This window comes from Dyadobacter sp. CY351, assembly GCF_021502625.1.
In the GTDB taxonomy this organism is placed as follows: domain Bacteria; phylum Bacteroidota; class Bacteroidia; order Cytophagales; family Spirosomataceae; genus Dyadobacter; species Dyadobacter chenhuakuii.
In genome coordinates this window covers 1-20,331 of the sequence record NZ_JAKFFU010000014.1, presented here as the reverse complement: position 1 = coordinate 20,331, position 20,331 = coordinate 1, and the positions used below count along the sequence as shown (strand labels likewise).

Annotated in this window: 17 protein-coding genes and 1 rRNA gene; 8 read left to right on the top strand and 10 right to left on the bottom strand. The window is 44.8% G+C overall.

The window, feature by feature from the left end; translation table 11 throughout:
- Positions 1-35 precede the first annotated feature (35 nt).
- Genes L0660_RS22980 through L0660_RS22965 form a run of 4 tightly spaced genes read left to right on the top strand, consistent with a single transcriptional unit; the run spans position 36 to position 2,494 of the window.
- Positions 36-476, top strand: coding sequence for a DUF6934 family protein (locus L0660_RS22980; RefSeq protein ID WP_235161486.1), 441 nt, complete (start codon positions 36-38; stop codon positions 474-476).
- A 4-nt stretch (positions 477-480) separates the two neighbouring features.
- A complete protein-coding gene (locus L0660_RS22975) occupies positions 481-651 on the top strand; it encodes a hypothetical protein (protein WP_235161485.1) in 171 nt (56 codons plus the stop codon).
- Between the two features lie 51 nt (positions 652-702).
- A complete protein-coding gene (locus L0660_RS22970) occupies positions 703-1,890 on the top strand; it encodes an MFS transporter (protein ID WP_235161484.1) in 1,188 nt (395 codons plus the stop codon).
- Positions 1,880-2,494 (top strand): YigZ family protein, encoded by a 615-nt coding sequence (locus L0660_RS22965; protein WP_235161483.1) that lies wholly within the window; start codon positions 1,880-1,882, stop codon positions 2,492-2,494. The genes L0660_RS22970 and L0660_RS22965 overlap by 11 nt, the downstream gene beginning before the upstream one ends.
- On the opposite strand, the gene L0660_RS22960 is transcribed toward L0660_RS22965, so the two are convergent.
- Positions 2,466-2,630, bottom strand: coding sequence for a hypothetical protein (locus L0660_RS22960; protein ID WP_235161482.1), 165 nt, complete (start codon positions 2,628-2,630; stop codon positions 2,466-2,468). The two genes, L0660_RS22965 and L0660_RS22960, sit on opposite strands and share 29 nt — an antisense overlap.
- A 226-nt stretch (positions 2,631-2,856) precedes the next feature.
- Between L0660_RS22960 and uvrA the strand changes: the two genes are divergently transcribed.
- Positions 2,857-5,709, top strand: coding sequence for an excinuclease ABC subunit UvrA (uvrA, locus tag L0660_RS22955; protein ID WP_235161481.1), 2,853 nt, complete (start codon positions 2,857-2,859; stop codon positions 5,707-5,709).
- A gap of 9 nt (positions 5,710-5,718) precedes the next feature.
- Here the strand turns inward: uvrA and L0660_RS22950 are convergent, their stop codons facing one another.
- Together L0660_RS22950 and L0660_RS22945 are read right to left on the bottom strand one after the other, a co-directional pair.
- Entirely contained in the window at positions 5,719-6,453 is a 735-nt protein-coding gene (locus L0660_RS22950) for a LytTR family DNA-binding domain-containing protein (RefSeq protein ID WP_235161480.1), read from the bottom strand.
- Positions 6,450-7,520 (bottom strand): sensor histidine kinase, encoded by a 1,071-nt coding sequence (locus L0660_RS22945; RefSeq protein WP_235161479.1) that lies wholly within the window; start codon positions 7,518-7,520, stop codon positions 6,450-6,452. Before L0660_RS22945 ends, L0660_RS22950 begins: the two co-directional genes overlap by 4 nt.
- Before the next feature lie 313 nt (positions 7,521-7,833).
- Here L0660_RS22945 and L0660_RS22940 point away from each other — a divergent pair, with 313 nt between their 5' ends.
- The gene (locus L0660_RS22940; protein ID WP_310589642.1) at positions 7,834-10,749 is read left to right on the top strand and encodes a TonB-dependent receptor domain-containing protein; all 2,916 of its coding nucleotides are present in this window, start codon (positions 7,834-7,836) and stop codon (positions 10,747-10,749) included.
- A gap of 74 nt (positions 10,750-10,823) precedes the next feature.
- Here the strand turns inward: L0660_RS22940 and hemC are convergent, their stop codons facing one another.
- From hemC to L0660_RS22905, 7 genes are all read right to left on the bottom strand, one after another.
- Positions 10,824-11,756 (bottom strand): hydroxymethylbilane synthase, encoded by a 933-nt coding sequence (hemC, locus tag L0660_RS22935; protein ID WP_235161477.1) that lies wholly within the window; start codon positions 11,754-11,756, stop codon positions 10,824-10,826.
- Positions 11,757-11,776: 20 nt separating this feature from the next.
- On the bottom strand, positions 11,777-12,679 hold the full coding sequence (gene rimK, locus L0660_RS22930) for a 30S ribosomal protein S6--L-glutamate ligase (protein WP_235161476.1): 903 nt from the start codon (positions 12,677-12,679) through the stop codon (positions 11,777-11,779).
- Between the two features lie 30 nt (positions 12,680-12,709).
- Positions 12,710-13,180, bottom strand: coding sequence for a RimK/LysX family protein (locus L0660_RS22925; protein WP_233799388.1), 471 nt, complete (start codon positions 13,178-13,180; stop codon positions 12,710-12,712).
- Positions 13,177-14,295, bottom strand: coding sequence for a DNA polymerase III subunit delta (locus L0660_RS22920; protein ID WP_235161475.1), 1,119 nt, complete (start codon positions 14,293-14,295; stop codon positions 13,177-13,179). The genes L0660_RS22925 and L0660_RS22920 overlap by 4 nt, the downstream gene beginning before the upstream one ends.
- 35 nt (positions 14,296-14,330) lie before the next feature.
- Entirely contained in the window at positions 14,331-15,527 is a 1,197-nt protein-coding gene (locus L0660_RS22915) for a putative sugar nucleotidyl transferase (RefSeq protein ID WP_235161474.1), read from the bottom strand.
- A gap of 122 nt (positions 15,528-15,649) precedes the next feature.
- Positions 15,650-15,904: a type B 50S ribosomal protein L31 gene (locus tag L0660_RS22910; protein ID WP_026632808.1), complete on the bottom strand. Its 255-nt coding sequence runs from the start codon at positions 15,902-15,904 to the stop codon at positions 15,650-15,652.
- 130 nt (positions 15,905-16,034) lie between these two features.
- Positions 16,035-16,946 carry a sugar phosphate isomerase/epimerase gene (locus L0660_RS22905; protein ID WP_233799385.1) on the bottom strand — a complete coding sequence of 304 codons (912 nt, stop codon included), beginning with the start codon at positions 16,944-16,946 and terminating at the stop codon, positions 16,035-16,037.
- Between the two features lie 449 nt (positions 16,947-17,395).
- Between L0660_RS22905 and L0660_RS22900 the strand changes: the two genes are divergently transcribed.
- Together L0660_RS22900 and L0660_RS22895 are read left to right on the top strand one after the other, a co-directional pair.
- Positions 17,396-19,840, top strand: coding sequence for a ribonucleoside-diphosphate reductase subunit alpha (locus L0660_RS22900; RefSeq protein ID WP_233799384.1), 2,445 nt, complete (start codon positions 17,396-17,398; stop codon positions 19,838-19,840).
- 417 nt (positions 19,841-20,257) lie between these two features.
- Positions 20,258-20,331: ribosomal RNA gene (locus tag L0660_RS22895) — 16S ribosomal RNA — on the top strand; the annotation flags it as partial.

The following is a 20,331-nucleotide window of genomic DNA, read 5'->3' as shown; positions in this document are numbered from 1 at the left end:
TAACTTACCTTGCAGTCTGATTTAATCACATACTATTGAAACATAATTATTACCCCTACCTGGCTTCGGAGGATTATCTGTCTTTCACTTTTAGCAGTATATCTCAAAAGCATATCGTTCGTAAAAAGGCTGAATTTTTATTGATTTCCGAAGACGTATGCAATTTCGCTTTTGGCGATTTGACTGAGAACAATGAGATTGATGATCGTGCAGTGACTGACAACAAAGATACAAATATGGTTTTAGCTACGGTTATTCGAATTCTGCTTGAATTCCTTGACACCCATAAAAATAAAGCTGTATACTTTCAGGGAAGCACTCCATCGCGAACGAGGATGTATCAAATCATTTTAAGAAAGGAAAAGCCCAATTGGGAGACCAGCTTAATTGTTTACGGTATATTTGATGGTGAGATAATGCCCTATGAAACAGATTTTAAGTTTGATGCGTTTATAGTAAAACAAAAAGATGCCTAGTATTATGGAAACAAAGAAAAACCGCTTAATTGATGGTCCCAAGGCGACTATTGATCCAAATTTGAAGAGTGGAATGCACAACGATTCACCTTTCATCAAACGGAAGATGGAACAGGCTAGAAAGACCCTCGCGGGGGTAGACCTGAGCATCCTCGGGATCAAGGACAAGTTTTAAGTACTTACCAAACGTTCCTCATTTTTTAGATCAAATCCGTACTTTTGTGTAATGCAAAGTACAAGTTCTCCAAGTATCTTCACAACGCAATTCTGGTTACTTGGCCTCAGTTCGTTCCTTTTTTCTTCCAGCTTCAACATGCTCATTCCCGAGCTTCCGGGATATCTTTCGGAGATGGGCGGTGCCGAATATAAAGGCGCAATCATTGGTTTATTCACATTAACAGCCGGACTTTCCCGTCCATTCAGTGGTCGCTTAACCGACCGGATTGGCCGTGTTCCTGTCATGGCATTCGGCTCGATTGTCTGCTTTGTTTGTGGTTTTTTATATCCAATTTTCACAACAGTAATGCCGTTCTTGCTTCTCAGGCTGGTTCACGGATTTTCAACTGGCTTCAAACCAACTGGAACATCCGCATATGTCGCCGACATTGTTCCTGCCGACAGGCGTGGGGAGGCTATGGGCGTGCATGGGATGTGTATGGGTGTGGGTTCGGCGTTCGGGCCGGCGGTGGGGAGCATGATTAGCGAGGCGTTTTCTTTAAATGCTTTGTTTTACACTTCTTCGTTATTCGCGTTTCTGTCCATAGCAATCTTGTTGAATATGAAGGAAACGCTGGTTAAAAAAGAGCGTCTTTCGTGGAATGCATTTCAAATTACGAGACGAGATATTTTTGAACCTGCCGTTTTCAGTCCGGCGCTTGTAACATTCCTTTGCTATTTCGGTTACGGTGCTGTGGCGACGGTTACGCCGGATTTTAGCGGTTATCTGGGATTGCAAAACCGTGGTTTTTACTTCATGTTTTTCACAATTTTCTCGATTTTAATCAGGCTTTTTGCTGGAAAGATTTCGGATAGGCATGGCCGGATTCCGGTGACTATTGCCGGTTGCATTGTGCTCATTATTGCAATGGTCATCACAGGTTATGCTAATTCTGTCCCGATGTTTTTTGCCGGCGCTGCATTCTTTGGGATGTCGATGGGGATTTTGTCTCCGGTTCTTTCCGCCTGGACGGTGGATTTGAGTCGGGACGATAATCGCGGACGCTCCATTGCGACAATGTTTATTTCTCTGGAAGCAGGCATTGGGTTAGGCGCATTTTTATCGGCTGAGCTTTTTGCGAATCAGCGCGGGAATCTGCCATTGGTTTTCTTCGTCATGGCCGGCTTTGCATTGGCTGCATTGATATATACAGTTTTGATTTATCAACTAAAAAAACGCCGCGCCCGTGTTATTTGACGATAGTTATCAAACAGTGACCGAGCCAGCGGAGGGTTTTTTCAAAGATAAGGGCAGCAAATTCCTGGCTTACAGCTTCCCAATTGAAGGTGAAACGGATGCAAAAACGCATCTCGCAACATTGCGGGAGCTGCATCCCAAAGCCGTGCATCATTGTTATGCTTACAGGCTTGGCGCGGATCGGATGAGTTACCGGATGAGTGATGATGGCGAACCCTCGGGAACTGCGGGCAGACCAATTTTGAATACATTGTATTCAAAAAATGTGACGAACATTCTCGTTGTGGTTGTTCGTTATTTCGGCGGGACATTACTGGGTGTTCCTGGCTTGATTAATGCTTATAAACTGGCGACAGAGGATGCTTTGAACCAGTCGGAGATTGTTATGAGGCATTTTTACAATTTATATCAGCTCAATTTTTCCTATCCGCAAATGAATGATGTCATGCGGATCGTGAAGGAAATGGAACTGCCTGTGAGAGAGCAAGTTTTTGAAATGGAATGTCAGTTAATTGCAGAAGTTCGTGTGGCGAGCACGGAAAGGTTTATCGCTCGCTGCGAGCAAATTGAGGGACTTACTCATTCTCTTTTAACATCCGGATGAAGTCATCTTCGTAATCTTTAATCGCTTTCAGCAGCTCTTTCAACTCCTGTTCTTCCGGCGAGCCCTTTTTCGCACCAAAGATTTCATCCGCCCTTTCAGAGGCTTTTTCGTATTCGCTTTCGTTGTTGATTTTCATGATCTTTATATTTGAAATAAGAATTTGACGCACCTTTGGCAGCAAATTTTTGCTAAAATAATAAAGAACACGCAGGCAACATTACTTATTATCTATTTTAGCAGCCGGTGATTTGTACGCGCATGCAAGCCGGAATGTTGTCAGGAAAGTTTGCAACTCTGAGCCGATTTTTTGGGTTATCCAATAACCAGTTTTACTGAACTTTATCGCAAACGGAAATATCATTTTGGAACATTTGAATGCAACTGAGCTCGAAGGCCAGGATTTAATTGAAGTAGAAGGCGCACGCGAGCATAATTTAAAGAATATCGACGTCAATATCCCGCGAAACAAGCTTGTGGTGGTCACTGGCATCAGTGGCAGCGGGAAATCTTCTCTGGCTTTTGACACGATTTACGCCGAAGGCCAGCGGCGTTATATGGAGAGTTTTTCTTCCTATGCGCGTGGTTTTATCGGTGAAATGGAGCGGCCGGATGTCGACAAAATCAGCGGTTTGTCGCCCGTTATCAGCATCGAACAAAAAACCACTTCCCGCAATCCGCGCTCGACGGTCGGGACGGTAACTGAAATTTATGACTTCCTGCGATTGCTTTACGCGCGTGCCGGCGAAGCATTCTCGTATGTTACAGGCCGTAAAATGGTCAAGCAGTCGCAGGATCAGATCATTAATCAATTATTTACACAGTTTTTAGGGAAAAAGATCAGCTTGCTTGCTCCGGCTGTGAAAGGCCGGAAGGGGCATTATAGGGAGCTTTTTGTTCAAATCGCGCGGCTTGGTTATAACAAAGTGCGGGTGGATGGCGAAGTGCAGGAAATTACGCCGAAAATGCAGCTCGATCGCTATAAAGTCCATGACATTGAGATCGTTATCGATCGTGTTGTTCCAAAAAAAGAATCAGAAGATCCGCAATCGCGCTATCGTTTGAGTCAGTCTGTGGCGACGGCGATTAAGCAAGGAAAAGGCGCCTTAATGGTTTTGGATGAAAAAGGAGAAACCTTTTATTTTTCCCAAAATCTGATGGACCCGGAATCTGGGATTAGTTATGATGATCCTGCGCCTAATGCGTTCTCTTTCAACTCTCCTTACGGCTGGTGCCCGACTTGTCAGGGTTTGGGAATGATTGAGGAAATCACGGAAGAGTCCATTATGCCGGATAAATCTTTGAGCATTACCAAAGGCGGCATTGCGCCGATGGGTGAATATCGGGAAGCCTGGATTTTCAAGCAATTGGAGGTTTTACTAAAACCGTTTAACGTGACATTGGCAACGCCTTTGGAAAAATTTCCTGAGGAAGCGATGAAACTTGTACTCTACGGAAGTGAAGACGCGGTGCCTGTTCCCTCCAAAAAATACCCTGGAACAGAATGGGAAACTAAGTTTGACGGCATCATCAACTTTCTGAAACGTCAGCAGGAGAGCGGAAACGACAAAATTCAGGATTGGTTAAAGGATTTCATGACCGTCCAAACCTGCCCTGAATGTAATGGTAAGCGTCTGAGAAAGGAATCTTTGCATTTCCGGGTGGATGGCAAAGACATTGCAGAACTCGCCGACAGCGATATTCGTGTGTTGGCGGAATGGCTTGTGAATCTTGAAGACAGATTGGAGGAAAAGCAACGCGTCATCGGTCACGAAGTCCTAAAAGAAATCAGGAAAAGAGTCGGTTTCCTGCTTGATGTAGGCTTGGATTATCTGACATTGAACCGTGCATTAAGAACACTTTCAGGTGGAGAAGCGCAGCGGATCAGGCTTGCCACACAGATTGGAACGCAGCTCACGGGCGTGCTTTACATTATGGATGAGCCAAGCATCGGTTTGCATCAGCGTGATAATGTGCGGCTTATCAATTCTCTGAAAAGCTTGCGCGATCTCGGAAACACCGTTTTGGTTGTGGAGCATGATAAGGATATGATGCTGGCATCGGACTACATTCTGGACATTGGGCCGGGTGCAGGTCGTCATGGCGGGAATGTTGTGGGAGCTGGAACACCCGAAGTTTTTCTTCAAAATGGCTCCTTAACGGCTGAATATCTGAGTGGAAGAACCGCCATTGATGTGCCAAAAAAACGCCGGAAAGGAAGTGGCAAAACCATTTCTATCAAAGGCTGTACGGGACATAATTTGAAAAATGTAAACATGTCGTTTCCGCTGGGGACGATGGTTTGTGTGACGGGTGTGAGTGGAAGCGGAAAGTCGTCGCTGATCCATGAAACGCTGTTTCCGTTGCTGAATCAATTCTTTTACAAATCCAGAAGAGAGCCGCTGCCTTACAAATCGGTGGAAGGTCTAGAAAATATCGATAAAGTCATTGAAGTGGATCAATCGCCAATAGGGCGTACCCCGCGTTCGAATCCAGCGACTTACACGAATTTGTTTACAGACATTCGGACGCTTTTTGCAGAATTGCCCGAAGCTAAAATTCGTGGTTATAAACCCGGACGATTCTCTTTTAATGTAAAAGGCGGTCGCTGTGAAGATTGTGAAGGAGCGGGAATGAAGAAAATTGAAATGGACTTCCTGCCGGATGTTCACATCAATTGCGAAACCTGCAAAGGAAAGCGCTTCAATAGGGAAACATTGGAAGTGCGCTTTAAAGGAAAATCCGTTGCTGACATTCTCGATATGACCGTGGAATCCGCATTGGAATTCTTCGAAAACCAACCAAGAATTTTGCGTAAAGTGCAGACATTGAATGATGTAGGCTTGGGTTACATTACATTAGGCCAGCACGCAACAACATTGTCAGGTGGAGAAGCGCAGCGCGTGAAACTCTCGGAAGAGCTTTCAAAACGAGACACTGGAAAAACGCTTTACATTCTCGATGAACCCACAACCGGTCTGCATTTCCAAGATATCAGGCATTTGCTGAATGTTTTGAACAAATTGGTTGAAAAGGGAAATACAGTGCTCATTATCGAGCATAACCTCGACGTTATCAAAGTTGCGGATCATGTGATTGACGTTGGTCCCGAAGGCGGCGCTCAGGGCGGACGCATCATTGCCGAAGGAACGCCTGAAAAGGTGTCAAAAGTAAAGGGAAGTTACACCGGATATTTCTTGAAGGAAGAGCTGAAATAAGTCTTCCTTTTACATCCATTTGCTCAAAAACTGATTAAAACCATCCTTATGCTGGTCGCTGACGGGAATCGTCATGCTGCCGATTTGGATGGTATTTTTTGTTACAGCGCTGATTTTGTCCAGATTCACGATAAATGAACGGTGTACACGCATGAACTTCGAAGCCGGAAGTTTTTCTTCCAATGCTTTCAGGCTGGTTAGCGAAAGGACTGGCTTTGAATCCGATTTTAAATGCACTTTAACGTAATCCTTCAAGCCTTCCATATACAAAATGTCTTCGTAAGCAATCCTAACCAGTTGATATTCAACTTTTAAAAACAAGTAAGCATCCTTTGGATCAGGTGCGCTTGCAGAAGAAGCTTTGTTTAATAACTCGCTGTAAGCCTGCGCTTTGGAAGCTGCCCGCAGGAATTCTTCGTAATTGAAGGGTTTCAGGAGATAGTCAAGTGCATCCACCCGAAATCCGTCGAGCGCGTATTGGTTGAATGCAGTCGTAAATATGATTCTCGGCGCCCTTCCATCCCCTTTATCAATGACTCTCGCGAGTTCGATGCCGGTGAGATCAGGCATTTGAATGTCCAAAAAAATGACATCAATATGCTTGGAATGAATGGCTTGTAATGCTTCAACCGCACTGGAATATCGCCCGGCAAGTGCCAGGAAAGGTGTTTTTTCAATAAAAGAGCAAACTAGTCCGAGCGCTAATGGCTCGTCATCGACTGCTATGCATTGGAGTACGCTCATGCAGTTTCTAATTCCAAATGAACTTCAAATTCTTTTTCTTCTTTGTTCTCATTCACTTCCAGCTGATATTTACCCGGATACAAAAGGTCGAGCCTACGCTGTGTATTAACGAGCCCAATGCCGTTACTTTCGTCCAAAACGGCTCTTTTATCTGTAAATAATGTGTTTCTGACCTCTACAAAAATCTTGTGCTTGTCCTGCCGGATCTGAATGTCGATCCTGCTGGGCTGAACAGCGCTAACGCCGTGTTTAAACGCATTTTCAATGAATGGTAAAAACAGCATTGGAGCAATAGAAACATCGTGCATCGGGCTCGGCGGATCGAGGTGGACTGTCACTTTATCCGTTAATCGCAGCTGCATTAATTGAATATAATCCTGCGCAAAAGCAATTTCCTGGCTCAGCAGCACCGTCCCGTGCTGGGTTTCGTAAAGCACATAACGCATCATCCGCGACAGCTTATGCAACGCTTCCCGCGCCGCCTCCACGTCAATGACCGTTAAGGCATATATGTTGTTTAATGTGTTGAAAAAGAAATGCGGATTGATCTGTGCTTTCAAGAAAGACAGTTCGGAGTTAATCTTTTCTTTTTCAAGGTTTTCCCTAAACTGTTTATCCCGCTGCGTTTCCCTCACAGCAGCCACACTGGTGCTGATTCCGATTATCAGCAGGGCGGTCAGCAATGCAAAATAGTCGAGCCGATCCTGACGCTTTTTGTCGCCATTGGTTTCCCGCGCCGTCTTGAATGCCTGATCCATCTGCTCGCCGTGGTGGATTGAAATTTTTACCTGCTCAATGATCACAGCTAACATTACGACCGAAATCAGGTTCAGAATAATGAAGCGGCCGTAACGGTTTTTAGCCAGAAACTTGGGAAACCATATATAGTAATTGAGATAAAAAATCGTAATCAACAGCGTAAACTGAACGGCCTGCTTGATCCAGAATGTCATAGGAAATTGGATCTGCCAGCTCAGCGGTTGCCACATTAAGAATAGGGCCAGGAAACTCCATCCCAGTATATGCAGGAAAAACGGAGGATATTTTCGGGCGGCATTTGCATCCATCTTTGTGTCTGTTAGGTTATTGCAGGAAACGTAGCTTGCAATTACAATCTTACGTGTAATAAATCAAAGTGCCTAGCCCAATCGATTAACGCCCTGCAAATACCGACTGATCAGCACCATCACTCTATAAAGCAACTTCGCGTCACAAATACTCAATTCTGCATTATTCTAAGAATGGAATTGGCGGACTTATCGGCTGAAAGCGCGGTTTGATCGGTGGAAGTGTCCTTTCCATCTATTGCCCGGCTTATTGTCAGATTAAGGTATTTACTTTGAAATTGAATCGAACAATTATTGCAATACAACCATGGACATGATAAGAAAAGTTACTCCTGTTATACTTATGACGTTGCTGAGCTTCGCAGCCTTGGCGCAATTTCCGGGAGGCGGCGGCGGATTTGGCGGAAACCGCGGAGGTGGAAATGACAGGCCACAGCGCCAGACAGTGATCCCGGGAACGGCCGAGGACACGCCAAAAGGAAATGGTAAAATTAAAGGAATCCTGATTGACTCGGTGAGCAAAAAGCCGGTCGAATTTGCAGCGCTTTCTTTGGTTGACATTAAAACAAACAACCCGATCGACGGAACCACAACGGATGAAAAAGGCGCTTTCGAGCTTACCAAAGTGGCTTCCGGAAACTTCAAAATCCTTATTTCTTTTATTGGTTATAAAACCAAAGTCATCAATGACATTAAGATTGACCGCAAAACAGAACTTAACCTGGGCAATGTAAGCCTGGGACCGGATGTGGTTCAGTTGAATGAGGTTGAAGTTGTGGGCATGGCGCAATTGATTGAGGAGAAAGTGGACAGGCTTGTTTATAACAACGAAAAGGACATTACCAGCAAAGGTGGCGACGCTTCGGACGTGATGAAGAAAGTGCCGATGTTAACGGTTGACCTGGACGGAAATGTTTCATTAAGAGGAAGTTCTAATGTTCGGGTTTTGATTAATAACAAGCCTTCGACCATTATTGCAACCAGCGTTGCCGATGCATTGAAGCAGATTCCTGCTGATATGATCAAATCTGTTGAAGTAATCACTTCGCCATCAGCTAAATATGATGCGGAAGGCTCTGCGGGGATCATTAACATTGTTACCAAGAAAAGCACGATTCAAGGTGGAACATTGAATTTGGATACAGGAATTGGAAACAGGGGTTCTAACCTGGGATTGAGAGGAAATTACAGAGTCGGTAAAATGGGTTTCAGTTTGGGAGGCTTTGGTCGTTTTAACTACAATATGCCGGGCAAATCTGAAAACCTGCAAGTGGGTAAGATTGACAAATTCTCTATCCGCCAGATGAGCGAGTCGGATAATAAGATGGCTTTCGGTTCTTACAACTTTGGATGGGATTATGAGATCGATTCCAAAACTTCACTTTCTGCCGGCGTGCGTTATGGCATGCGTAACATGCGTAATCAGCAGGATTTGTCGACATTCAACACGCAAAGCGACGGCACAACGCGCAATAGCTTCCGGGATGTAAATACAAAAGACTTGTCCGGCACGTGGGACGTGAATGTGGATTATATCAAAACACTGGCCAAGCCACAGCAGGAATTGAGCATTTCGACGCAGTTTAGCCGTAACAACCGGACGAATGATTTTGATGCTGACATTTATTCATTGAATAACAATCAATTGCGTGAGTTGCTGGGAAGTCAGGGTAACAACAACGCCAGCCATAATCAGGAAAGCACCATTCAAGTGGATTATCAGACGCCGGTGAAAGACAATCAGCTGGTTGAATTTGGTGGAAAAGGCATCTTCCGTCAGGTGGTAAGTAATTTTGATTATTACAATACAGTGGATACGCCGCAAGCTGCGAGCAGTCTGAATTACGACCAGAATGTGGCAGCGGGATATTTTTCATACACTTATACAACAAAAAGTAAGTTTACCGTGAAGGCGGGCTCGCGTTACGAGTATACCAGCATTGATGCGACGCAGGGTGAGCGGGGTGACCTGGGCATTCCGGCTTACAGCAATCTGGTGCCGAGCCTTAACTTGTCCCAAACATTTGGCAAAGGACAAACTGTTAAGCTGGGTTATAACCGCCGTCTTCAACGTCCAGGCATTCAATTCCTAAATCCTAATCAGAATGCGGCGAACCCACAGAACATCACTGTGGGTAACCCGCAACTCCGTCCGGAATTGACGGATCAGGTGGAATTGGGAACAAGCTTTTTCAAGAATTCGCTTTATGTGAACGTCTCCACATTTGCACGTTTTACCAACAGTTCAATCGAAAGCATTCGTACCACCAACGAACAGGGGGTTATCACGACAACTTATGGTAACATTGGTTCCAAGAAAAACTACGGTGTGAATGTTTTCGGAAACATGACATTCTTTAAAAGATGGCAAGTAGGAGGAGGTTTTGATGCTTACTACGCAGATCTTACAAACAACAATCCAGATCCCTTATTGGCAGCTTCCAACACAGGTTTCGTATTGAGTGGCCGTTTCAGAACCAGCCTGAACATTAAAAATGGCTGGGGATTGCAAGCGGGTGGTTTCATGAGGGGACGCGATGTTCAGTTGCAAGGAACGCAAGCAGGATTCAGAATGTATGATTTGGGAATCAAGAAAGATTTTACCAACAAGCGCGGAAGCATTGGATTCGGAATGGAAAATTTCCTGGCTCCATCATTCAAAATGAAGACGCAGCTTGAAACGCCATCATTCACCCAGAACAACACAAACTATCTGTTCAACAGAGGTTTCCGGATAAACTTCTCGTATCGCTTAGGTAAGATGACTTTTACCGAGCAGAAATCACGCAGAAGAAAATCAGTTAACAATGACGATCAGAAAAGTGAAGGTGGCGGAATGGATGCAGGCGCAGGAGCCGGTGCGGTTCAAGGAGCGCCAGCAGTAATAGTGCCAACCATGCGCCCATCTGCTCCAAACGCATCCCGTCCGGAAGGCGCAGGCCGCCCGGCAGGCATCGACAGCACAGCGAGGCCAGCCAGTCAAGGCATGCCCATGCAGCCAGGCACTCGCCCGGATTCAACCGCTCGCCCTATGACATCCCCCGCCGACTCAGCGACAAGCCCAGCTGTAATGCCAGCAGATTCAATGTCTAGGCCGGCTATGCCAGCGGATTCAACTGCGAAGCCGGTTATGCCAGCTGACTCAACTGCTAGGCCAATGGTTCCAGCTGATTCATCAGCCATCCCTGCAAAACCAGCAGTGCCAGCAGATACAACTAAGAAGCCGTAATTTTTGGATAATATGGAAAAAGGCGAAGCCCGAACAAATGTTCGGGCTTCGCCTTTTTTATGCGCAATCGGATGTTACAATGTCGGCGTCTGACTTTTAATTTCTCTCAAAATCCGATCCGCTCCCGCTTCAAGCAATTCATCGGCTAATGCAGTTCCCAACTCTTCCGGAAATGAGATTGAACCAGTTTCAGTTCTCCGGATCAATTCTTGCCCGTCCAAACTAATTATACCGCCCGTAATGTTGATCTGATCCTCGTGCAATGTTGCCATACCGAAAACCGGGATGCTGCATCCGCCTTGTAGGCGTTTCAGGAATGCTCTTTCTGTTAAGAGGCAGGTTTCCGTTTGGGAATGATTGATCAATTTTTTAATGATGGCTTTCTTTTCTTCGGCCAAATTTACAGCACATTCAATGGCGACACTGCCTTGGCCTACCGCTGGTGTGAATTCGTCTAAAAGCAAATGCTCTGCGATTTTATCATCGTATTCCATTCTGTGGACGCCGGCATAGGCGAGGAGCAATGCATCGCAATGGCCTTCATTCAGTTTTCTGAGGCGTGTTTGCAGGTTACCGCGCATGTCCACGGTTTGGATATGCGGATAGAAATGCCTTAAAACAGCCACCCGCCGCGTGGAAGAGGTCCCTACGACGAAGGCTTCGCCGCTTTTGAGCGAAAGTTCGGTGTTATGACTTACCAAAACATCATTGGCCTTTTCGCGTTCAGTAAAGGCAATAAGTTCGAAAGCATCGTCCAGTTGCGATTGCAGATCTTTGGCGCTATGCACCGCAATGTCAATGCTGCCGTCGAGCAACTGATCTTCCAATTCCTGCGTAAAAACGCCTTTACTCCCTATTTTCGATAATGAACGGGTCAGGATTTTATCGCCTTTGGTCTCAATAATGACAATTTCCGTATCAATGCCGCCTTCATTCAAAAGCCCCTCCACATAATACGCCTGCCAAAGCGCCAACTTACTTCCCCGCGTTCCTATTTTTATATGCATGATTACTAATTTTTCTTAATTCAAACCCCAACCGTATCCCCCTCATCCATCACAATCTTATCCTCAATATAGGCAACAATCAAAGCGGCGATATCAATCCCGCTTACTTCTTCAATTCCGCGGAGGCCAGGGGAAGAGTTTACTTCCATGACCAGCGGACCTCTTTCAGATTGCAGCAGATCGACACCGGCGATCCGGACGCCTAGTGCTTTGGCGGCTGCGATGGCCGTTTGTTCTTCTTCTTCTGTTAATTCAATCAAATGTCCTTCGCCGCCGCGGTGCAGGTTCGAGCGGAAATCGCTTTCGTGGCCCTGGCGTTTCATAGCTGCAATAACTTTGTTACCGATTACAAAAGCGCGGATATCGGCACCTTTGGACTCTGCAATGTATTCCTGAATGAGAAAGTTGGCTTTTAAGCCGTAAAATGCTTCGATCGTTGATTTTGCAGCCTTAATGGTTTCTGCCAAAACGACGCCGACACCCTGTGTTCCTTCGAGCAGCTTAATGATCACGGGCGGCCCGCCTACCATGTGGATCAGCTCGTTGACCTGCGCAGGGTTTTTAGCAAAAACTGTCTTTGGAATGTCTACGCCTGATTTTGCGAGCACTTGCATGCTGCGCAACTTATCCCGGGAACGCAGAATAGCCTGTGATTTGACCGTAGTGAAGACCTTCATTAACTCCAATTGCCGCACCACGGCGCAGCCAAATGCATTCACAGACGTGCCGATCCGGGGAATGACCGCGTCGATTTCGGTAATGGGTTTTCCTTTGTAAATGATGGTCGGTTTTCCTCCTTCAATCATGACGAAGCATTTCACATGGTCGATAACCACTGCCTGATGACCCCTTTGTTTAATTGCCTCCACCAGACGCCTCGTTGAATAAAGGTCGGGATTGGTGGATAATACGGCGATTTTCATATAAATAACTAAAAATAAAATGGGGTAAATTCAGGATTGATGTCTGGCGTGAGAACGATGAGATGCCTTTGAACGCTTTGCAGCGGATAAATCTTTTTGCGAGACATCCACCAAAAACCGCTTATTCAGCAATTTGCGCCCTAACAGGATGGGATATCTCATTTTACGCCGGTTGGCAAGTGAAAATTCTGTCCGGATTTTTTTGCCAAAGATGGTGATCTTCGTTTTGATCACATAACGTTTTTCTTCTTTTCCGGACGAATTTCGCACAATGGTTTCTTTAAAATCCGAAACCGTGTAGGATTGCTGTGGTGCGCCTTTTTTTGCATCCAGATAAAAACATAATTGCGGCTGCTCGCCATCTTTGATCAGCCTTACGCGCGAGCAATGAATGGAGGAAGTGGTCGCGCCCGAATCAATGCGGACGGGCACATCAAACCAGCCCAGATCGGGGAGATCCACAATGTCGGTTGCGCCGATAATGTCTAGCGTTGGCTTCATCGGCGTTGGAAAAAATGGGCGACGGTCAGTGAAAGATCCAGAAAAACCATTTTTGCGCGCACATTCCGTTCCATATGATAGTAAGCAAGATTCACCTCTCCGATCATTTTTTCGAGTGAATCAAAGTTAACCGTTTTTGAAAAGTTTTGTACAAATGTAAGCTCTTCGTCGGGCACGCGCAGAAGCTCGCCTGCGCCGTGGCTCCAAACCAGCATATCGCGAAAAAGCCTCAATGCGTATTCCAGAAGGCCTTTTTGCTTTTCTTTATTCATCACATCAAAATTGTCAGCCAACTTCACCAAATGCGAAATATCGTATTTATAGCAGGAGCGCATCCACGCCGCAAACCAGCCGGAACGATCATCCTCCGCATCCTGAACCAATCTTAACGCTTCGGACAAATTTCCGTCACACAAGTAAGCGATTTGATTGGCAGCTGTGTCGCTAACCTGTTGCAGTTTCAGGAAATAACGCACCTCTTCGTCTGAAAATGCTGGAATGTTGATGCGTTGCGTGCGGGAAATAATGGTGGTTAACAGCTTGTCGGACTGATCGCTAACCAACAAAAACAACGTTTTTTCAGGCGGTTCTTCCAATATTTTTAAGATTGCATTGGACGAAGCTGCATTCATAATGTCTGGTTTCCAGATCAGCAGAATTTTATATTCACCTTCATAAGCTTTCACCGACAGTTTTCGCAAAATCCCACGCGCTTCTTCCACGGAAATATTTCCCTGCTTGTTTTCTGCACTAATGTGATCGAGCCACTCAGGAAGAATGCGATAAGGATTTTCCAGCAAAAATGAGCGCCACAGGCCTAGAAACGCCTCGCTGGTTTTCCCGTCGATCTTTTTTGAAGTGGCGATGGGAAATATGAAGTGAAAATCGGGATGGATCAGCTTGGCCATTTTCGCGCACGAAGCACAAACGCCGCAAGCGTCCTCATCACTTTTGTTTTCACAATTAATGTATGTTGCAAATGCTAAGGCAAGGGCGAGTCCGCCACCGCCAGCAGGAGAATCAAACAGCTGTGCGTGAGCCAGATGGCTATTCTTCACCGAGCGCCTTAACGTTGCTTTAATATGTTCAAGTCCCGGTATTTCTCTGAAAAGCACGGTGGATGATTTTTTAAACTAATGTAAAATTGGTCTTAACATTCAAAGTTGCGCTGTTCGCGCGTCTGCTCAAAAACAGATTTTAAAATCTCCTCATCTGTTTCGCCAAATGTAACATTTCGACGGCTAACCGTGTCCTGCGCCACGTGAAGGGCTTTTTGGAAACGATATTCCGAGAATCCTTCTGCATTACCGCCCCACGAAAACGAAGGTGTGTGTTTAGCCTGAAAGCCAGCCCCAAACACATTCACACTTACGCCAACAACGGAGCCCGTGTTGAACATTGTCGAAATTCCCGCTTTGGAATAATCACCCATCATTAACCCGCAAAACCTTAAACCTGTATCAGCCAGATCATTGGTAACATAGCTATGCAGTTTCACATTGCTATGGTCATTTTTCAAATTTGAATTATTGGTGTTGGCACCCAGGTTACACCATTCGCCCAGCACCGAATTTCCCAAATATCCGTCATGCCCTTTGTTACTATAACCAAATACGACACAGTTACTTACTTCACCACCCAGCTTGCTATACGGCCCGACCGTTGTATTCGGACGAATTTTCGTTCCCTGCGCCAGCACGCTGCTTTCTCCAATTGAAAACGGTCCCTGAACCATTGAGCCTTCCTGAATCAACGCATTCTTACCTATATAAATAGACCCATTCTCGGCATTTAAAATAGAAGCTTTAACGACAGCGCCCTTTTCAATGAAGATGTTTTCAGGTTTGTAGCAATGAGTAAAAGGATCAGTCAACGGTTCGGAGGTTCTATTCTCCGTTATTTTTTTAAAATCCGTTTCGATCTGCTCACCATTAAAAGCAAATATGTCCCAAACGTTTCTGATCAGTGTATATGAGCCAGCATAATGATGAGATTCATAATTTGTAATATTTATATCCGGATTCCAGGTCTCGGTACATCTGATGGCAAGAACGTCGTCGCCCGCAATCAATGCTGATTCCAAAGGAAGCTTATTGATTTCGTCAACCAGCCCAGTATCCGGGCACAGGCTACCATTGATATAGATATTATCAGCCGAACTCGTAGCTGGAAATGCCAATGACAGGTAATCCGCAGTTTGATAGGAAACGGCTGAATCCAGCCATAAGCTCCATTTTTCTGAAATCTTGTTAATGCCGCAGCGAATTGCTGAAACGGGACGGGTATATGTAAATGGTAAAAGTTGAGCGCGGATTGCGGGGTCGTCAAACAGAATGATTGTAGGCATATTTTGTGCTAGTATGTGGGGCCAAAGTTCGCCCATTTTTTTGGTTAGGGCAAAAAAAGAAGCAGTCTCTTGTACATTTTACAAGAGACTGCTTCTTTTAATTTCGGTAAAGAAAGCGCTGATTAAGCTTCTTTCTGTGCGCCGTAACGTTTTCTGAATTTGTCTACGCGGCCCGCAGTATCAACAAGTACATTTTTACCTGTGTAGAAAGGGTGCGACTGAGAAGAAACCTCAACTTTATAAACCGGATAAGATTTACCATCTTCCCAAGTAATATTTTCGGTAGTTTCTATGGTAGAGCGCGTAATGAACTTAAAATCGCTTGATAGATCCCAGAAAACTACGTCTCTATAATTGGGATGAATATCTTTTTTCATTGGTATATGGTATTATGTGTTTCGATACAATTCTCAAAAAGGATTGCAAAAGTAAAAATTCTAATTTAGGAAACCAAGAAATCAATGCCTATCTTTTTGAGAAAACTTAACTATACGCAACGTTAAGTGATTAAACTTCACTCAATTGCTGTTTAAGCACCTCTACGCCCCGTCTTGCTTCCTTGTCGAAATCCGTGTAAACGAAGCATTCAATTGATAATCCGCCTTTGTAGCCGATCTTTTTCAGTGAACTTAAATAAGGTCTGAAATCGTCGCCCTTAACCCCGGGTGGCGTCCGGTTTTCCTTTTCGGCAATATGGCAATGGACAATGTGTTTGCCGAATTTCACTATTTCGTCTGGCGATTCATCTTCTTTCAACATGTGAAAAATGTCGCATAACAACTTCACTCTCGGGCTCTTAACTGCATCAATGATCTCGACGCCTTCTGCCAGGCTGTTAATGAAATTGGTTTCCCCGCGGTTCAAAGGCTCCACAGCAATGGTAACCCCATATTTTTCTGCAAGCGGTGCCATTTTTTTGGTTAATTCAATGTGCTGGGCCTTTGCCTTCTCTCTATCAAAACCCTCGGGGATAATGCGTGAAGCACCGCTCCCGAAAACCACATATTGAGAACCGCATTCTTTTGCACGTTTCAAAACCAGGTCTGTCCTCTCCAATATGGCCTGATGATTTGCGTCCGGCCCCAATGTTTTCAGACTTCCCGGAAGCAAGATCACATACGATTTGATTGGGAACTTCTCTTCGTGGAGCTGTTTGAGGTTTTTAGCATACTGCGCATCCCCATCTTTAGGGATGAGAAAATTCCCGACCGACTCCTCTATATATGTACATCCTGATTCTCTTAAATAGTCAGCCTTATCATATGCCGCAAAAACACCAAGTTGAAGGGCATAACCCGGCCCGGTATTTTTAGCAAGCACGATTTCCGGAACGGCAAGTCCTGCCGCCAGGCCCGTAATGATCCCGGTGGATGTTTTAAGGAAATTCCGCCGGGATGGAGAATTAATGAGCTTAGTCATAATGTACTAGTTTTGATCAGTATAAAAATCGTTTTAAATAGTCGTTTATATTTAATCGCCAGCATTGCAGTTTTAAAAGTTTGCTTGTTTAGAATATTTACAAATAATTTAATTGCTGTAACAAGCTGATATTTAAGTTCTTGTTAGATTAATTTGTTTCAAGATCCAAATTTTGTCTTTTAAAAAGTTTACAAATTTTTATCATTAAATTTTCGTAAAATTTTTTTCGGTTTCATTTTAATGTTGATAAACCGTAAACCGCTAGCATTTAGAATATTACAAAATCTATGATTTGGATTATCCCTATAAACCCAAAATGCACCCCTTATTACTGGTTGCGAATGCGATTAATTTAATGTTATTTCAAGGACTGTTAAGCTCCTCCGAAGAACGATTTCAACTTTAAGATACATCACTAACTTCCTAAAAAACAATTCATTAACATGTCAATGTATGTAATAAAACGCGACGGGCGCCGTGAATCGGTTAAATTCGATAAGGTAACCGCGCGAATTGAAAAATTGAGCTACGGGCTTGATACAAACTATATTCAGCCCATAGAAGTCGCTAAAAAAGTGGTCTCCGGGATTTACGACGGAGTGACTACGGCGGAACTGGATAATCTGGCTGCGGAAACTGCGGCGTCCATGACCACCAAGCACCCGGACTATGCGATTTTGGCAGCCCGCGTAGCGATCTCAAATCTTCATAAAAATACATTGAAGTCGTTCTCCGCAACAATGAAACGACTTTATACCTATGTTGATGGTAAAACCGGCGAAAATGCGTCGTTGATTGCGAAAGATGTTTATGATGTCATTCGCCAAAACGCTTCGCTTCTTGATTCTACTATTATATATGACCGCGATTACGCCTATGATTATTTCGGTTACAAAACGCTTGAAAAGTCATATCTATTAAAGGTTGACGGTAAAATCGTTGAAAGACCCCAACACATGCTGATGCGTGTTGCCGTTGGGATTCACCAGGAGGATGTGCAGGCAGCTATTGAGACGTATCATTTACTTTCTGAAAAGTGGTTTACGCACGCAACGCCAACCTTGTTTAATGCCGGAACGCCGAAACCCCAAATGTCGTCTTGCTTTCTGTTGACGATGAAAGAGGACAGTATCAATGGGATTTATGATACGCTGAAAAATTGCGCATTGATTTCGCAATCGGCCGGCGGGATCGGTTTGAGCATTCATGATGTGCGTGCAACGGGTACATATATTAAAGGAACCAATGGCCAGTCGAACGGGATTGTGCCGATGCTTCGCGTCTTTAATGATACGGCAAGATATGTGGATCAGGGAGGCGGAAAACGCAAAGGTTCTTTTGCTATATATATGGAACCATGGCATTCGGATATTTTTGATTTCCTGGATTTGAAGAAAAACCACGGGAAAGAAGAGCAGCGTGCGCGTGACCTTTTCTACGCATTGTGGATTCCGGATCTTTTCATGAAGCGTGTGGAAGCCAATGATACGTGGTCATTATTCTGTCCGCACGAATGTCCCGGACTTTCGGATACGCACAGCGAGGATTTCGTAAAGCTTTACGAGCGATATGAAATGGAAGGCAAAGCTCGTAAAACCATTAAAGCGCAGGATCTGTGGTTTGCCATTATGGAATCGCAGATTGAAACGGGCACTCCTTATATGTTGTATAAGGACCATGCAAACAGCAAGTCGAACCAGAAGAACCTGGGAACGATCAAGTCTTCGAACCTTTGCACCGAGATCATTGAGTATACAGCGCCGGACGAAGTGGCGGTTTGTAACCTCGCTTCGATCGCATTGCCGAAGTTCATCGAGCAAGGCCCGGACGGCTTCATGCATTTTGATCACCAGAAATTGTACGAGATCACCAAAGTGATCACCCGCAACCTGAACAAGATCATCGATCTTAATTACTATCCTGTTCCGGAAGCTGAGAAAAGCAACAAGAGACATCGCCCGATCGGGATTGGCGTTCAAGGATTGGCAGATGCATTCTGTCTGATGCGCATGCCATTTGATTCCGATGAAGCGCGTCAGTTGAATAAGGACATTTTTGAAACCATCTATTATGGTGCTATGGAATCGTCCATGGAGCTGGCTGAAAAGCTTGGACCATACGAGACTTGGGCAGGCAGTCCGGTTTCACAAGGCATTTTCCAATTCGATATGTGGAATGTTACGCCGGACAGCAATCGCTGGGATTGGGAGAAGTTGAGAAAAGGCGTTATCCAGCATGGCGTGCGCAACTCGCTGCTCCTTGCCCCGATGCCAACAGCTTCTACAAGCCAGATCTTGGGTAACAATGAATGCTTCGAGCCATTCACTTCTAATATATATGTAAGAAGGGTTCTTTCAGGTGAATTTGTTGTAGTGAATAAATATCTGCTCAAAGACCTGGTAAGGCTGGGTCTTTGGAATGAGGAAATGAAAAACAACCTCGTTCGTGCCAGCGGATCTGTTCAGGCCATTCCAAACATTCCGCAGAACATTAAAGACCTTTATAAAACGGCATGGGAAATTAAGCAGCGCAGCTTGCTGGATATGTCCGCCGACCGTGGCGCATTCATCTGCCAGTCGCAATCGCTTAATATCTTCATGGAAGAGGCAAACTTCGGTAAACTGACATCCATGCACTTCTACGCCTGGAAGAAAGGACTGAAAACGGGCATGTACTATTTAAGGACCCGCGCAGCGTCTGATCCGGTACAATTCACATTAAGCAAGCAAGCAGAGCCGCAGATCGAGCCTGCAACAGCTGTGGTTGCGGAGAAGGAGCTGAATTACGTGCAGTATGCAGAAGAACATGCTAGGCCCATTGTTCCAAGGGACAACAAAGCGGATATGCAATGCTCATTGGATGATCCTGAAAGCTGTGAGGCTTGTGGATCTTAATTAGATAAATGTTTAGAAGGACGGGCTCTTGCTTTTATAGCAGGAGCTCGTTTTTTTTTGTGGTATTTAAGAAAGAATTTCTATAAACTGTTAAAAAAGGCATTCTGAGCAGATGAGCGGTATATTATGATGGTTGAAAAAAAGTTTAAAATATTTTCCGTTAAATAAAATTGATTATCAGACGGTTAGAAGAATTCGCAAAAAAAGTTGATAAATATTTGTGATTGGTGCTTGCGTATTAAAAATAAAGCCTGCACTTTTGCACTCCCAATCGGGAACAACGGTAGCGCAGACGGCGAAACCACTAGTTCTGAAAGATTCAGAGCAACGTTCTTTGACATGATGAAGAGAGCAAAAAGAAAGTTCGTTTAAGAAGATTCGGTCCTTCCTTAACGGGAAGAGATCACAACAAAATTTACAATGGAGAGTTTGATCCTGGCTCAGGATGAACGCTAGCGGCAGGCTTAATACATGCAAGGCGAGGGGGCAGC

Excerpts from the sequence above, each read along its gene's own strand:
- L0660_RS22945 (WP_235161479.1), bottom strand. The coding sequence starts at position 7,520 with ATGGATGCAAATGCCGCCCGAAAATATCCTCCGTTTTTCCTGCATATA.
- L0660_RS22975 (WP_235161485.1), top strand. The coding sequence starts at position 481 with ATGGAAACAAAGAAAAACCGCTTAATTGATGGTCCCAAGGCGACTATT.
- L0660_RS22910 (WP_026632808.1), bottom strand. The coding sequence starts at position 15,904 with ATGAAAAAAGATATTCATCCCAATTATAGAGACGTAGTTTTCTGGGAT.
- rimK (WP_235161476.1), bottom strand. The coding sequence starts at position 12,679 with ATGAAAATCGCCGTATTATCCACCAATCCCGACCTTTATTCAACGAGG.
- L0660_RS22960 (WP_235161482.1), bottom strand. The coding sequence starts at position 2,630 with ATGAAAATCAACAACGAAAGCGAATACGAAAAAGCCTCTGAAAGGGCG.
- L0660_RS22905 (WP_233799385.1), bottom strand. The coding sequence starts at position 16,946 with ATGACTAAGCTCATTAATTCTCCATCCCGGCGGAATTTCCTTAAAACA.
- L0660_RS22900 (WP_233799384.1), top strand. The coding sequence starts at position 17,396 with ATGTATGTAATAAAACGCGACGGGCGCCGTGAATCGGTTAAATTCGAT.
- L0660_RS22970 (WP_235161484.1), top strand. The coding sequence starts at position 703 with ATGCAAAGTACAAGTTCTCCAAGTATCTTCACAACGCAATTCTGGTTA.
- L0660_RS22915 (WP_235161474.1), bottom strand. The coding sequence starts at position 15,527 with ATGCCTACAATCATTCTGTTTGACGACCCCGCAATCCGCGCTCAACTT.
- L0660_RS22950 (WP_235161480.1), bottom strand. The coding sequence starts at position 6,453 with ATGAGCGTACTCCAATGCATAGCAGTCGATGACGAGCCATTAGCGCTC.
- hemC (WP_235161477.1), bottom strand. The coding sequence starts at position 11,756 with ATGCATATAAAAATAGGAACGCGGGGAAGTAAGTTGGCGCTTTGGCAG.
- L0660_RS22940 (WP_310589642.1), top strand. The coding sequence starts at position 7,834 with ATGATAAGAAAAGTTACTCCTGTTATACTTATGACGTTGCTGAGCTTC.
- L0660_RS22925 (WP_233799388.1), bottom strand. The coding sequence starts at position 13,180 with ATGAAGCCAACGCTAGACATTATCGGCGCAACCGACATTGTGGATCTC.